Annotated in this window: 12 protein-coding genes; all 12 read right to left on the bottom strand. The window is 60.9% G+C overall.

The annotated features are described in order from the left end of the window. Window positions 1-10: 10 nt before the first annotated feature. Window positions 11-1339 carry an HD-GYP domain-containing protein gene (locus ACFOTD_RS02700; protein ID WP_378115449.1) on the bottom strand — a complete coding sequence of 443 codons (1329 nt, stop codon included), beginning with the start codon at window positions 1337-1339 and terminating at the stop codon, window positions 11-13. A gap of 165 nt (window positions 1340-1504) precedes the next feature. After that, window positions 1505-2638: a cell division protein FtsZ gene (ftsZ, locus tag ACFOTD_RS02705; RefSeq protein WP_378115451.1), complete on the bottom strand. Its 1134-nt coding sequence runs from the start codon at window positions 2636-2638 to the stop codon at window positions 1505-1507. Between the two features lie 48 nt (window positions 2639-2686). Beyond that, on the bottom strand, window positions 2687-3934 hold the full coding sequence (ftsA, locus tag ACFOTD_RS02710) for a cell division protein FtsA (RefSeq protein WP_378115453.1): 1248 nt from the start codon (window positions 3932-3934) through the stop codon (window positions 2687-2689). Between the two features lie 308 nt (window positions 3935-4242). Continuing rightward, a complete protein-coding gene (locus tag ACFOTD_RS02715; protein ID WP_378115455.1) occupies window positions 4243-5001 on the bottom strand; it encodes a cell division protein FtsQ/DivIB in 759 nt (252 codons plus the stop codon). A gap of 175 nt (window positions 5002-5176) precedes the next feature. Further along, window positions 5177-6436, bottom strand: a complete 1260-nt coding sequence (murA, locus tag ACFOTD_RS02720; RefSeq protein WP_378115457.1) for a UDP-N-acetylglucosamine 1-carboxyvinyltransferase — start codon at window positions 6434-6436, stop codon at window positions 5177-5179. 17 nt (window positions 6437-6453) lie between these two features. After that, on the bottom strand, window positions 6454-7359 hold the full coding sequence (murB, locus tag ACFOTD_RS02725; protein WP_378115459.1) for a UDP-N-acetylmuramate dehydrogenase: 906 nt from the start codon (window positions 7357-7359) through the stop codon (window positions 6454-6456). A 185-nt stretch (window positions 7360-7544) separates the two neighbouring features. Next, window positions 7545-8654, bottom strand: coding sequence for an undecaprenyldiphospho-muramoylpentapeptide beta-N-acetylglucosaminyltransferase (murG, locus tag ACFOTD_RS02730; protein WP_378115461.1), 1110 nt, complete (start codon window positions 8652-8654; stop codon window positions 7545-7547). 4 nt (window positions 8655-8658) lie between these two features. Beyond that, window positions 8659-9756 (bottom strand): stage V sporulation protein E, encoded by a 1098-nt coding sequence (gene spoVE, locus ACFOTD_RS02735; RefSeq protein WP_378115463.1) that lies wholly within the window; start codon window positions 9754-9756, stop codon window positions 8659-8661. A gap of 46 nt (window positions 9757-9802) precedes the next feature. Further along, on the bottom strand, window positions 9803-11245 hold the full coding sequence (gene murD / locus ACFOTD_RS02740) for a UDP-N-acetylmuramoyl-L-alanine--D-glutamate ligase (RefSeq protein WP_378115465.1): 1443 nt from the start codon (window positions 11243-11245) through the stop codon (window positions 9803-9805). Continuing rightward, complete coding sequence (mraY, locus tag ACFOTD_RS02745; protein WP_378115467.1) at window positions 11242-12213, bottom strand: phospho-N-acetylmuramoyl-pentapeptide-transferase; 972 nt, start codon at window positions 12211-12213, stop codon at window positions 11242-11244. Before mraY ends, murD begins: the two co-directional genes overlap by 4 nt. After that, entirely contained in the window at window positions 12213-13691 is a 1479-nt protein-coding gene (locus tag ACFOTD_RS02750) for a UDP-N-acetylmuramoyl-tripeptide--D-alanyl-D-alanine ligase (RefSeq protein ID WP_378115469.1), read from the bottom strand. The genes mraY and ACFOTD_RS02750 overlap by 1 nt, the downstream gene beginning before the upstream one ends. Then, window positions 13688-15175 carry a UDP-N-acetylmuramoyl-L-alanyl-D-glutamate--2,6-diaminopimelate ligase gene (locus ACFOTD_RS02755; protein ID WP_378115471.1) on the bottom strand — a complete coding sequence of 496 codons (1488 nt, stop codon included), beginning with the start codon at window positions 15173-15175 and terminating at the stop codon, window positions 13688-13690. The genes ACFOTD_RS02750 and ACFOTD_RS02755 overlap by 4 nt, the downstream gene beginning before the upstream one ends. Between the last annotated feature and the right edge of the window lie 199 nt (window positions 15176-15374).

Consider the following 15374-nt stretch of genomic DNA (forward strand, 5'->3'; position numbering starts at 1 on the left):
GCGCTGGACATTACACGACTTTAGGGAGCAATTCGTCGAGCGACAAAAATTGAATGTCCTGTTGCGACATCTCGCGGACGCGCTGCAACGTATCTGCAGGCAGCTTCATGAAGGCTTCTACGACGGCGGGACAAAATTGAGAGCCTGCAAATCTGCCAAGTTCGTCAAGAGCCGTTTCATGGGATTTGGAAGCACGATACGGGCGGTCCGATGTAATGGCGTCGTATGTGTCGCACACGGCGAAAATTCTTGCGCAAATTGGGATCTGTTCGCCGCGCAGGCCGTCCGGATAACCGAGACCGTCCCAACGCTCGTGGTGATAGCGAACGACGTCCAGTGCCGGGCCCAAAAATTCGATATGCGCGAGCATACGCACGCCCATATTGACATGCGTACGCATGATAGCCCACTCCATCTCGTCGAGCGGTCCTTCCTTGCGCAAAATGGCGTCCGGAATGCCAATCTTGCCGACATCGTGAAGCAAAGCGCCGCGATAAAGCATCTCCAGCTCTTCGCCTTCGATGCCCATCTGCTTGCCCAGCAGCCAGGCATACGCGGTGACGCGCAGGGAATGTCCTTGCGTCTCGTTGTCCCTACTGTCCAATGCGCTGCTCATCGCCTGCAAGGACTCATCATACGTGCGATGAACGCGGTCAAGCATTTCGCTTAACTCCTTGTTCTGACTTTCGATGACCCGTGACGAACGTAAAAATATTTGCCGAAGGCTGAAAAAGAGCAGCGCCATCCCGGCTGTCAATAAGAGGACAATCGTTAAGCTAATATTGAATATTTTAGCGCCCTGAGCCGACCAATCTTTGGTCACTTCCGCCACGCCAATCAATGTCCCCTCAGTCCTATAGATCGGGATCCAAAGCTTTAGCTCTGATGCCTTTTTATCGGTCAACATCGCCCCTTCCTCCATCACCCGGTCAAACCGCTCTCGTTCATGCCTTGTTAACGAAACACCGCTTTTATCCGGAATGTAGCTGAACAATATTTGGCCTCCCGGGCTCACGAAGCGAACGTCCCGTATGCCGTAAGGATCGAAGGCCGCATGGATATCGGCCGCTAACTCCTCTGCGTCGGTTCCAAAATCAGTTTCAGCCACGCTGTCGTCTGCTCGACCAGGTGACGTTTTGTTCGAACCTGGACTCTTGAACAGCATACCCGCGTCAGGCAAGCCGGATATGTACTCCTCCACCGCATTACGCGTCAAACCGCTCGTTTCCCGAATCAGTTCATGAGAGATAAACCAATAAGATACGGCAGATAGAAGCACTCCGAAGATGACCACAAATGCCGCCAGCATAGTTGTAAAGGAACGATAGGGATTGGTCATCATGTGCCTCCTGTGCGGATACTGCTAAGCTGTGCTGAGAGAGTTCGACAGACAAAAGGCGATTACCTGCCTCGCGAAGCCAAAAAAAGAAGACCGCATAATTAGCCGGTCCTCGACATGTTTAAATCCTATAGGTTCAAGCGCGCCGCAGATGCGGAACCGGTATTAGCGATCGCCGCGGGGGCGATTCCGCAAAAAGGCCGGGATGTCCAATTGTTCGCTGGAAGTAGAACCGCCGCCGAACGGACGCAGGTTGTGCCCGCTCGCGCGCGAGTCCTGGTGCTCTGGCTGCGACGGCGGATTCGATTGAGGCGAAGAAGACGAGATCGGGCGGCGAACCGGACCCTTGTGCTCGAAGCCCGTTGCGATAACCGTAACTTTGATATCGTCTTTCATGCTGTCGTCGATGCTTGCGCCGAAGATCATGTTCACTTCGGGATCCGATGCCGAGATGACGATCTCCGCCGCTTCGTTTACTTCGAATAGCGACAGATTCGAGCCGCCCGTAATGTTCATGATAATGCCCCGCGCGCCTTCGATCGAGGTCTCGAGCAGCGGGCTCATGATCGCCTTGCGCGCCGCGTCCATCGCGCGGTTTTCGCCGGAAGCGACGCCGATACCCATCAGGGCGGAGCCGCGCTCCGTCATGATCGTCTTGACGTCCGCAAAGTCGAGGTTGATCAGTCCGGGCACGGCAATCAGATCGGAAATGCCTTGAACTGCCTGACGAAGGACATTGTCCGCTTCGCGGAAAGCCTCCATCATCGGCGTCTTCTTGTCAACGATCTCGAGCAGGCGGTCGTTCGGGATGACGATGAGCGTATCGACCTTTTCCTTGAGCGCTTCGATGCCCAGTTCAGCTTGTCCGGAGCGCTTGCGGCCCTCGAACGTGAACGGCCTCGTCACGACGCCTACCGTAAGCGCGCCGCACTCCTTGGCCAGCTCGGCGATTACCGGCGCCGCGCCCGTGCCAGTGCCTCCGCCCATACCGGCAGTGACGAATACCATATCCGCGCCTTTGAGCGTGTTCATGATGCCGTCCCGGGATTCCTCCGCCGCCTTTTTGCCGACATCGGGATTCGCGCCCGCACCCAAACCACGGGTAAGCTTGTCCCCGATTTGAAGCTTTTGTTCGGACTTGGTCAGGTGCAACGCTTGCGCGTCGGTATTAACGGTAATGAATTCGACGCCTTTGACGCCGTTCTCGATCATGCGGTTAACTGCGTTGCTGCCTCCGCCACCGACCCCGATGACTTTAATTTTCGCGAGCGGTTCCATTTCAAAATCAAATTCCAACATATTTCAATACTCCTCCTCGCTTCGCTGGTGAATCTCGTCAGTGGCGGCTTATATGAATTCTTTGAACATATTCTTAAACCATTCCATGACGCCAGTCTTGTTGGCCGGCGCCGTGGCTGCCGAAGCCTTGCTCTTCGTCGGACGTTTGGCGGGCGGCGCCCCCCGCGTCCGAACGTACTTCATTACATATTGGATCATGCCTACTCCGCTGCTGTACGAAGGATCCCGCACCCCGATAAAATCGGGAACCGCAATCCTCACGCTCGCTTCCAGCTCGATCTGGGCAAGAGACAGCACGCTCGGCATGGATACGGATCCGCCTGTCAGGACATAGCCGTTGAGCTTGTCCAAAAAACCAAGGCGCTTGACCTCTTGCCGGATCATATGGAAAATCTCCTGCATGCGCGGCTCGATGATGCTGGCAAGATCGACTTGGGAAAATTCCTTTTCCACGTTGCTGCCGACCCGCATCACCTTAAAGCGAACGTCGTCAGCCGCCTCGTCCTGGCGCGCGCAACCGTACTTCAACTTGATCTTCTCGGCGTGCTCCGTCTGCGTTTTGAGGCCGTAGCAGATATCGCTCGTCACATAGTCCCCGCCGATCGGCAGCGTAGAAACGGCTGCCAGACTCCCGCCTTCAAACACGGCGATCGTCGTTGATCCGGCGCCGATGTCGGCCAGCACGGTACCCATTTGCTTTTCGTCCTTGGTCAGGGCCATCATCCCTGATGCGAGCGACATGAGCACGATGCCCGAGATGCGCAGTCCGGCCTTCTCGACGCAGCGCATAAGGTTATGTACGGCGGCCTTGGTCCCGGTAATGATCGTACATTCGACTTCGAGCCGTACGCCGATCATGCCGCGCGGATCCTGGATACCCGCCAGCCCGTCAACCAGGAACTGCTTGGGCAGCAAGCCGATGATCTCCCGCTCGGGCGGCAGCGCAACGACCTTGGCCGCCTGCAGCACCCGCTCGATGTCGTCTTCGCCGATCTCCCGGTCTTCGTTCGAGACGGCGACGACCCCGTGATTGGTCTGCAGCGAGATATGATTGCCTGCGATGCCGACGTATACTTCGCCGATGGTGATGCCGACCATGCGCTCCGCATGGTCCACGGCGTTGCGGATGGACTGGACCGTCTGATCGATGTCGACGATGGCGCCTTTTCGGATGCCATCCGAGTCCGCCGATCCTACGCCGATAATATTGATCGCTCCGTTGCTTATTTCTCCGATAATCACCCGAACCTTAGAGGTTCCGATGTCCAGACTGACGATGAGGTCGTTGTTGCTCAACCGGTGGCACCTCCCGTAAATACATAAATATCCGGCCGTCCGGCCATTCGTTAGTTTGGTCGCGACTTATTGAAATCCGTTGCGGAATGAGGAGTTGTTCAAGGGGTTCCGAACGAAGCCAAATCGGTACACATTCAGTACTTATTCAACAAAGACGGGATTTTCCCTCTTTTTTCAACAAAAATTTTAGTTCCCTCATTCTAGCAATTTTGCCTGAGGTTCTGCCTGGCTCCCGTTATTCGCGAGGGAAAAGCATACGAAAATTCTAGCATTAAACCGTGCGGTTGAGTAGAGTCCTTTTCCTTAAGTTACTGGGCTTCTTCGTCTCCCGAAGGGTCCGTTTGTGCCGAATAAGGCGAGTACGTGTCCGAATCGAGCAGAACGACCGTCCCCGGCTCCCGATTCTCTACGAGTTCGCTTAAAATCTGGATCTTTTCCTTAAGCTTGCCCACTGTCGTCAGCACGTCGAATCCTGAACGGGTGAAAATGCGAATCCGGTCGGGATAAGCGCTCGAGGGATCCGGCGAGATCTCCGAGAAATCGGCGAGACCCTCCGCACTCAATCCGCCCAGCGCCAGGCACAACGCTGCGCGCTGCGGGTCGTTTTTCGTCCAGCCGGTTAGTACCGGCTTGGCCGGAAGCGTGCCGCCTGTCGTCGACTGAACGCCGATGCCGTTGGCCAGAATGACGGACAAGCCGCCTTTGCCGTCAAGCTCGAGCGCGACAGGGGCGTACTCCTGAACCTTAACGTCGACCTTGCCCGGAAAATGCTTGGAAACCCGGACGTCCTTGATTTGCGGAATCTGCTTGACCCGCTCCGCAAGCTTGTCCGAAGCCGGCATAAAAAAGGAGTCTCCGATCCTTATGCCAAGCTGTGCCTTGACCTGATCTTGCTTTAAATAGGTCAGGCCTTGAATCTCTATCACGCTGATGCGGGACAGAGAGGATCTGAAAAACAATACGATCAGCACCGCGACGAACAAGGCTATGACGATCCACAGCAGTTTGCCGCCGCGCCGTCTCGTCCCCGTCCGTTCCCGCGGCAAAGCGGGAATTCGCTCTATCATCTTGCGTGCTCTCCTCTCGACAGCCGGCGGAACCCCCTAGCTTGTCCTCTATCCGAAAAGCAAGGCGCTCCGCCCGGACGGCCGATCGGAGGCGAGAAATTCCCGTTCCCCCGCCGGCCCGGAAGCGGATAAGCAAGAAGCGCCTATCCCTCCCGGTCGTTCGTCGCTCATTGGTCTAGCTGTCGGTGACGCGAGAGATATCGCCGCCCAAGCTTGCGAACATTCGCTCGATCTCGTCATAACCGCGGTCGATATGATGCACCTGCTCGACGATTGTCCTGCCCTGCGCAGCGAGCCCCGCTATGACCAGTGCGGCGCCGGCGCGCAGGTCCGTCGCTTCGACCGTCGTTCCGTAAAGCCTGGGCACGCCCCGGACGATCGCGGAATTCAAGTCGATGCGTATATCCGCGCCCATACGGCATAATTCGTCTACATGCTTAAAGCGTCCTTCGAACACCGTCTCCTTGATCACGCTGACGCCGCCCGCAAGCGATAAGAGCACCATCAACTGCGCTTGCATATCGGTCGGAAACGCGGGATATGGAGATGTGACGATTCGGTCGACCGCGCGCGGCCGGCCCTTGGCGCCGACTCTTATTATACCATCCCCGGTCTCGATGTGAACACCGGCACGGCGCATGACATGAATCAGGGAGATCAAGTGTGCGGATTCAGCGCCTTCGAGCGTGACCTCGCCGCGGGTCGCGGCGGCAGCCACCATCGCAGTACCGGTCACGATCCGGTCGGGGATGATCTGAAAATCGCAGCCGCCGAGGCGCTCCGTCCCGTCGACCGTAATCGTATCCGTACCTGCGCCGCGAACCTTGGCGCCGATGGCGTTAAGAAAACGTTGCAGATCCTGAATCTCGGGCTCGCGGGCGGCGCCGATAATCGTCGTGCGACCTTTAGCCATAACAGCCGCCATCATAATATTTTCGGTGGCCCCGACGCTAGGAAAGTCCAGACTGATCTCGGCCCCGGTCAAGCGATCCGCCTTGCATACGATACGGCTGCCCGTCTCCTCGATCTCTGCGCCCAGCGCGGCCAGGCCGCGAAGATGAAGATCGATCTTGCGTTCGCCGATCGCGCAGCCTCCCGGCTGATAAACCTGCACTTCGCCGAATCGGGCGAGCAAAGGACCCATCAAAAATACAGAGGAGCGCATTAAACGCATCAACCGCTCGGGCACGTGCGAGGAGCTCGCCACGGTACCGTCGATCGTCACGGCGTCTCCGCGGCGCAGGACGACGCAGCCGAGGTCCCGCATAATGTCCAGCATGACTTCAATATCCAGCAGCTTCGGAATATTGCGAAGAGTTACCGGCCCCTGGGCGAGCAGCGTCGCGGCCAGGATCGGCAGGGCGGCGTTCTTGGCTCCATGGATGCGGATGGTGCCCGAAAGCGGTTTGCCGCCTTCAATCACCAGTTTGTCCAAGGAATTCACCTCCGGAATTACCGCTCGCCCATCAGTAGCACCTCGGGCACGAGTAAAATGCCGAACCGTTCGTTCACGGTACGTCTCACGCGTTCCATCAAGGCGAGCACGTCTTCGGCCGTCGCATGGTCTTCGTTAACGATAAAGTTGGCGTGCAGCTCCGACACGACGGCTCCGCCTTCCCTAGTACCTTTGAGGCCAGCAGCCTCGATCAGCCTTGCGGCATGGTCTCCTTCCGGATTGCGGAAAACGCTGCCTGCGCAAGCAAGCTGCAACGGCTGCGTGCGCAGCCTCCGATCCTTGTAGGAGGCCAGCATGGCGGCGATCTCCTTGCGGTCTCCGGGCGTCAGGGCGAACACCGCTTCGGTCACGATGCCCCTTTTCTCTTGCAAAATCGAATGACGGTAGCCGAAGCGCAACTCTTCGTTGCCGTACGTCCCCTTCGAACCGTCTTCCCAGACGATGTCGGCCGACTTTAAAATGCGCGATACGTCCGAATGATGCGCCCCGGCGTTCATATAAACCGCTCCGCCTACGTTGCCGGGAATGCCGCCGGCGAACTCCAGACCGGTCAGCCCTTCCTTGCCGGCCATGATCGACAGCTTGATGAACGAATACGACCCTCCGGCGATAACGAGATTGCCCTCGAACCGTACCGCGTCGAATCCGCCGCCCAGCTTGATCACGGCGCCGCGGACGCCTTTGTCGGAAGCGAGCGTGTTGGAGCCGCGTCCGAGGACGGTCCAGGGGACGCCGTGACGGCGGAGGACGGCGATGGCCGCAGCCAGCTGCTCCGCGTCGGCCGGCACAAGGAACAAGTCGGCAGGGCCGCCGATTTTCCAGGTCGTATGGGCTGCGAGCGGCTCGCTTACTTTGACGACCCCCGAATACGACCGCTCCAGGTCCGCGATCAACTGCTCCATCCAAAATCTCCTCCAATTCATTCTAAGGAGCTGCGGGTTCGATGGCGCCTGGCTCATCATTGCGGACAGCCGCGACCACACCCTATCGTATGTCGCGCCGCGCGGCATGGTGACAATTGCCTAGCCAGCCGCAACTTCCGCCGCGACAGCCTTGGTCCCGCAGACCTTCTATTCTCGTCGGCCCGCTAACGGCGGACGATTCGTTGCAATTGCTCGTAAATAACGCCGGCCGCTTCGGGCATGCCGATGGACTTGGCTGCTTCCGCCATCTCGACGCGGCGGGCCTCATCGCCCATGATGTCTGCGACAGCCTCATAGAGCTTCGCACCGCTCAGCTCGCGTTCGAGAATCATCATCCCGCCGCCGACGCGCACGACGCTCTCGGCGTTGGCTTGCTGATGGTTGTTCGTCACGTTCGGCGACGGCACATAGATCGCCGGCACGCCGAGCGCGGCGAACTCGGCGATAAACGAAGCGCCCGCGCGCCCGACGACGAGCGACGTCGCGGCAAGCACTTCCGCCATATTGCTTATGTACGGCTTGACATGGAGCCGGGTCGCAACCGACGGGTCCGAGATGCGGCCGACTTCCGCCTGCAGTTCCTCATAATAACGCTCGCCGGAGGCAAATACAAAGTGCACGTCCGGCAATCCGCCAAGCTGGGCCGCCGCTTCCGCAGCCGCCCGGTTCAGCGTTTGCGCGCCCCGGCTGCCGCCGACGATCAGCACGAAGCGAGTCCCTGGCGCAAGCCCCAGCGAGGCGTAACCGCGCGTCGGATCTCCTCCGAGAATGGCCGTCGCGCAAGGGTTGCCCGCGTATTCAACGCTTTTGACTCTGGCGAAATGCGGCTTGGAGTCGGCGAAGCTGACGGCGACCGCGTCCGCATAACGGCTCAGGAACTTGTTCGTCAGGCCGGGAACGACGTTTTGCTCGTGCAGCAGCGTCGGAATGCCGAGCTTGGCCGCCGCATAGACGACAGGCCCGCATACGTAGCCGCCGGTGCCGACGACCGCGTCGGGCCTGAACTCCCTCAGCAGCGATTTGGCGCGCCTCACGCCGCGGACGAACCGCAGGGCGGTGCGAAGATTTTCCAGGGACAACGATCTACGTATGCCCGTAATGTCGATGCTCTCAAAGCGCACGCCCCGTTCGGGCACGATGCGGCTCTCGAGTCCTCGCTTCGTGCCGATGTACAGCAGTTCGCTGGCCGGCTCGCGCCGCTCTACCTCGCGGCCGATCGCGAGCGCCGGATAAATATGTCCGCCGGTACCGCCGCCGGTCAACACGATACGCATAGCGTCACCTCGCAAATCTGGATAAGTTAAGTAAAATGCCGAGCGCCGTCAGAAGCAGCGTAAGCGACGAGCCGCCGTAGCTGACGAGCGGCAGCGTAATGCCCGTGACGGGCATCAGTCCGATGACGACGCCGATGTTAATGAGCACCTGCACGGCGATAATGCCCACGATGCCCGCCGCCAGGAAGCTGCCGAACGGATCGTCGATGGCGATCGCGGTCCGCATGCCGCGCCAGATCAGCAGCAAAAAGAGTACGAGCAGCAAGCTGCCGCCGATGAAGCCGAGCTCCTCGGCCAAAATGGAAAAAATAAAATCCGTTTGCGGTTCGGGCAAATAATTGTATTTCTGCCGGCTCATGCCGAGGCCGAGCCCGACGAGTCCGCCCGGCCCGATCGCGTAGAGCGACTGGATCGACTGATAGCCTGCGCCCAGCGGGTCCTGCCAGGGATCGAGGAAAGCCGTGATCCGCTGCAGCCGGTAGGGCGCAGCGGCGATCAGGCCGACGAGGCCTACGACGCCTAGCAAAGCGAGGCCGCCCAGATGCCCGATTCTAGCCCCGGCAGCATAGATGACGAGGAGCGCAGCCCCGATCATAACGGCGCCCGTGCCAAGGTCCGGCTGCAGCATGATCAGCCCGAACGCGCCGAGCAAAATGCCGAGCGGCGGCAGAAGCCCTTTCGTAAACGACACGAGCTTTTGCTGCCGTTCGGCAAGGAAACGGGCGAGGAACAAAATCATCGCCAGCTTCATAAACTCGGAAGGCTGAATGCCGAAGCTGCCGATGCCCAGCCAACTGCGCGCGCCGCCGCGCACGACGCCGACGCCCGGCACGAGCACGAGCAGCAGCAGGCCGAAGCACAGCAGCAAGCCGGGCAGCGCCCACCGCCGCCAGCGGCTGTAGTCTACGTTCATCGTCACGAACATCATGAAAATGCCGAGCGCGGCGAAAAGAAGCTGCCGCTTCACGTAGTAAAACTTGTCGCCGTAATCGTGGAAGGCGGCTACCGCGCTCGCGCTGTATACCATCACGATGCCGACCGCCAAAATGCCGAGCGTCGCCGCGATCATCCAAATATCGGGGGCCTTGCGGACCTTGGCCATAAACCGGACACCTCGCCAAACGAAGAAGTGGGGACGAGCCCCCTTCTTACAGCGTATGCGCCGATTGCTTAAAAATGCGCCCCCTTACCTCATAGGAAGGAAACATGTCCCAGCTAGCGCACGCAGGCGAGAGCAGCACAATATCTCCCGGCCCGCTCATGGCGGCGGCTTCGAGTACGGCTCTCTTCAGCGTCTCGGCGGCATCCTCTACAGGTTCGACGACCGCGACGTTCGTTAAACCGGCTTCCTCCGCGACTTTGCGAATCTTTTCCCGCGTTTCGCCGAGCGCGACGACGCCCTTGACGCGATCGCGGAATAGCGGAACAAGCTCGCGATAGTCGGAGCCCCGGTCAAGCCCGCCCGCAATCAATACAAGCGGCGCCGGCAGCGAAGAGACAGACATAATCGTCGCCGTCGGATTGGTCGCTTTGGAATCGTTGTAGTAGCGCACCTCGCGGAAGGTTCCGACGTATTCCAAGCGATGCTCGACCCCCTTGAACCCCTCCAACGGCTCACGCAGCGCCGAAGGTTCCGCGCCTGCCGCCAGCGCGATCGCAACCGCCGCCAGCGCATTGGCGCAATTATGCCTGCCCGGAATGCCGAGCCTGTCGACGAGAACGATACGCGTCTCCGCGCCGCTCTCGTCGCGCGCGACGATCCACCGCTCCGCAGGTTGCGTCTCTTGCGACGCTCCCTCGGCGTCCGCCGCCGGAAAGGGAGGCGCGACCGATACGCCGACCGCAAGCCGCCTGGTGAGCGAAAACGGCCACTGGCGCCCGGCCGACGCGCGTCCGATCTCCGCGCAGACGGCGTCGTCCGCGTTATAAATTGCCGTATCCCCTTCACTCAGGTTGGCGAACAGCTTGGCCTTGGACGACACATAGTCTTCCATCGTGCCGTGATAATCAAGATGCGTCTCCGCCAGATTGAGCAGACAAGCGATCCGAGGATGAAAATCGGTCGTTCCCTTCAGCTGGAAGCTCGACAGCTCGGCCACGAGCCAGCCCTCGGGACCGATCTCCTGCGCGGCGTCGGAGAGCGGACGTCCGATATTGCCCGCCACGACCGGCGAGAGGCCGGCAGCGGACAGCAGCTCGCCGGTCCACGTCGTGGTGGTCGTTTTTCCGTTGGAGCCCGTAATGCCGATGATGGGGGCCGGAGACAGCTGCCCCGCCACCTCGACCTCCGTCACCACCTCCACGCCGAGCGCTTCGGCCTGCCGGATCGGCGCCGCCGAATACGGAATGCCCGGATTTTTAACGAGCAGCGCCGTGTCGGGCGTCACCAGATCGTCCGGATGTCCGCCGCAAACAACAGAAATGCCCAAAGCCTCGAGCTCCGAGGCTTCGGGACAGGCTTCCCTCTCCTTGCGGTCGTTCGCGGTCACGACGCTGCCCGCCTGATGGAACAGCTTGGCGGCCGCGGCGCCGCTGCGGGCAAGGCCCAGCACGACGACCTTGCGGCCGCGGTAATTCGCCAGTGGCATCATAGGTTCCCAATCCCCTTATAAAGAATCAGACCGATCGCGGCGAAAAAGAGCCCGGCCAGCCAAAAGGTCGTTACGACGCGCCACTCGGACCAGCCCGTGAGCTCGAAGTGATGGTGGATGGGACTCATCTTGAATACCCTTTTGCCGCGCGTTTTAAACGAACCGACTTGAATGATGACGGACAGCATCTCGAGCACGAATACGCCGCCGATCACGATAAGAAGCAGCTCGGTCTTGGTCAGGATCGCCACCGCGCCGATTCCGCCGCCGAGCCCGAGTGAGCCGGAATCTCCCATGAACACTTTGGCCGGATGCGCGTTGTACACGAGGAAGCCGAGCACCGCGCCGACGACGGCCGCCGAGAAGATCGCGGACTGCTGCTGTGTCGCCTCAAGCGCCACGATGGCGAAGGCGCCGAACGCAAGCGCGCTTGTCCCCGACAGCAGGCCGTCGAGTCCGTCGGTAAAGTTTACTGCGTTCGTAGCCGCGAAAAAGATAATGACGACCAGTATGTAGTACGCCCAGCCAAGGTCCAGCGACCAATTGGTCCCCGGCACGCCGACGGCGGTGCTGAGGTCCATCCGGTGGATGATGAAGCAGAACGCGATCGAGACGACAAGCTGTCCGAAAAGCTTCTGCTTGGCCGTAAGGCCCAGCGAGCGCTTCATCGCGATCTTGATGAAGTCGTCCAGGAAGCCGACGAGGCCGAAGCCGAGGCTTGCGACGAGCAGCGCCCAAAACGGCCAGCCGCGGTCCGAAAATTTCAGAAACGCCACGGTCATCGCGAGCAGAATGATGATGCCGCCCATCGTCGGCGTACCTGTTTTTTTCAGATGAGATTGCGGCCCGTCATCCCGTACCTGCTGCCCGAACTTCAACCGGCGCAGCATCGGAATGCAGAGCGGACCGAGCAATACGGCGAGCAGGAAGGAGACGCCGAGCGTCCATAGCGTAGATGCGTAATCCATCAGTGTCCCTCCTCCTTCCCTGCCGCGAGTCGCCGCACGATTTCTTCGAGACGCATGCCGCGCGAAGCCTTCACCAGTACGAGATCGTCGGGTGCTACGAGCGCCAGCAGCGCTTCGGCCAGCTCGTTTTTGTCGGCGAAATGGCGAACCGCCCCCGCCGGCAGCGACTGCGCGGCTGCCTCGGCCGTGTGCGCGGACAGCGGTCCGTAAGCCAGCAGTCCGTCGGCTTGGCTCTGCGACAGCTCGCGTCCGATGGAAGCGTGGAACTCGGCCTCGTCGGGGCCGAGCTCGAGCATGTCGCCGAGCACGAGCCATTTGCGGCGGTAGCCCTGCAGCTGCGCGACGAGCGAGAGGGCCGCGCGCACGGAAGCCGGGCTCGCGTTGTACGCGTCGTTCAGGACGAGCGCGCCGCTCTGCGCCCGGACGCGCTCGATGCGCATGCCGGTCAGCTTGGCTGCGGCCAAGCCGCGCGCGATGTCCGCGTCGGCGACGCCAAGCAGCCGGGCTACCGCGATCGCCGCCAGCGCGTTGACTGCATTGTGCCGGCCGGGAATCGGCACGGCAAAGCGCGAATCCTGCGCCTCGGTCGCTTGCGCTTCTAAGCTAAGGACACTGTCGCTGTCGCCTTGCGAGTCCGCCAAGACGCCGGCCGATACGGCAAACGTCGCGCGCTCCGCGTCCGTCGCGATGTCCGTCGCCCGCAGATCGCATGCCGCGGACTCGCCGAACGTGATCGTCCTGACGGCGCCAGCCTGCCGAGCCGGCGAAGCAAGCTCCTCGCGAAGCAGCGGCTCGTCGCCATTGTAAACCAGTGCGCCGCCGTCCTTGAGTCCCTCGGCAATTTCCAGCTTCGCCTGCGCGATGCCGCGCCGCGAACCCAGATGCTCCAGATGGGACTCGCCGATGTTCGTGATGACGGCGATGTCGGGCCTTGCGATGCGGGAGAGCAGCGAGATCTCGCCGAAGCCGCTCATCCCCATTTCCAGCACGAGAACCTCCGTATTGCGTTCCGCCCGGAGAATCGTCAGCGGCAATCCGATATGATTGTTAAAATTGCCTTCGGTCTTCGCCGTCCGGTAGACGGTGGCGAGCGCCGAATAGATCAAGTCCTTGGTCGTCGTCTTGCCGTTGCTGCCGGTGACGCCTACGACCTTCGGCTTCCAGCTCGCCAGGTAAGACTCGGCCAGCCGCTGCAGGGCGACGAGCGTGTCGTCGACGAGCAGCAGCGGCAGTCCGGCGCCGTCCGGCAGCGCCCGGTCGCGCTGCCAAAGCGCGGCGGCCGCTCCCGCGCTTGCTGCCGTCTCTATGTAGTCGTGCCCGTCGAACCGGTCTCCCGCGATCGGCACGAACAATTGCCCGGCACCGATCGACCGCGAGTCGATCGATACGCCGGCAATCTCGCGCTCCGCGCCTGCCGGCATTCCTTGCAGCTCCGCGCCGCACCATGCGGCCACTTCGCTAAGCGTCGCTCTTATCACAGCATCGTGCTCCTTATCGCGTCGCGCGCCGTCAGCCGATCGTCGAAGTCGTGCGTCACGCCGCCGATAATTTGGTAGGTCTCATGCCCTTTGCCCGCTATCAATACTACATCCCCGGGGCCGGCCATTTCAACCGCTTTGTGAATGGCCGCGCCGCGGTCCGGCTCGAGCTCGTATCGGCCCGGATCGACCGCGTCTTCCTTAAGTCCCGCTTCGATATCCCGCAAAATGGCAAGCGGATCCTCCGAACGCGGATTGTCGCTCGTCACGAGCAGGACGTCCGCGAGACCGGCCGCGATCTTGCCCATGATCGGGCGCTTCGTCCGGTCTCGGTCGCCGCCGCAGCCGAACACGCAGATGACTCGGCCTTCCGCAATCTCGCGCACGGCGCGCAGCACGTTGTCTAGGCCGTCCGGCGTATGCGCGTAATCGACGACGACCGCGTAGGGCTGCCCTTCGTCTAAGGCTTCTACGCGACCCGGCACGCCGGGCACCGCCTCGAGGCTCGCCACGGCGGCGTCCAGCCCGATGCCTTCGCAAAGCGCCGCCGATAGCGAAGCGAGCGCGTTGTATACGTTAAACTTGCCGACCATGCGCAGTTGCACGCTTCTGGATCCGCGGAACGTCTCTACGTCGAACGACGTGCCCCGGGACGAGATTCGCACGTTTTTGGCGCGCACGTCCGCCTCCCGCTCGATGCCGTACGCGACGATCTCGGCCGCGGTCAGCTTCGCGAACTTGGCCGAGACGGGATCGTCGGCGTTCAGCACGGCGAACGAGCGATCTTCGGGGCCGGCGCCGTAATCGTTGCCCAGTCTCGAAAAGAACAGCCCCTTGGCGTCGGCGTAAGCCTCCATCGTCACGTGGTAGTCCAGGTGATCCTGCGTCAGATTCGTAAAAATGGCCGTCCTGAAACGGGTGCCCCAGGTTCTCCCCTGCTCCAGCGCGTGCGAGCTGACCTCCATGACCGCCCGGTCCGTGCCGGCCTCCGCCATGTCGCCCAGTAGACGCTGCAGCGGCAAAATGTCCGGCGTCGTCCCCGACATCGGATAGCTCGCGCCGGCATATCGCGCTTCGATCGTGCCGATAACCCCCGGCGATACGCCGGCATCGCTCAGGATACGCTCGATCAAATAGGTCGTCGTCGTCTTTCCGTTGGTCCCGGTCACGCCGATCGGGCGCAGCTTGCGCGACGGATGCCCGTACCAGCCGTCGGCCAGCACGGCGAGGGCCCGTCTCACGTCGGGCACGATCAGCTGCGGCACGGACAGCGGCAGCTCGCGCGACACGACAAGCGCAGCGGCCCCCTTCTCCAGCGCCTGCGGCGCAAAATCGTGGCCGTCCACGCGATGTCCCGGCAAGCAGAAAAACAGCTGTCCCGCCTGCACGGCTCTCGAATCCGCCTCGATCCCCTGAATATTGACGCCGCCATCGCCGACAATCCGATGCAGCAGCAGTTCCTTGGCTAATTGATTCAGTTGCATCGTACGTTCAGCTCCTTGGACTACAGCAGAATTGCTGCTTTAAGCTTCGATAAAAAGAAAGGTTGCTTGATTTTCCTATGCGTACATTATCCGCCAGGAGCGCTTTTCAAACAAGGGCAAGGAAATACTTGGCAGTCCGCTCTGCATCAATCGCAGACAACCGGCTATCGCCGGGGGCGGTCCAACAAAAAGACGCTTT

This window comes from Cohnella sp. GCM10012308, from assembly GCF_042649185.1.
Taxonomy (GTDB): Bacteria; Bacillota; Bacilli; order Paenibacillales; family Paenibacillaceae; genus Cohnella.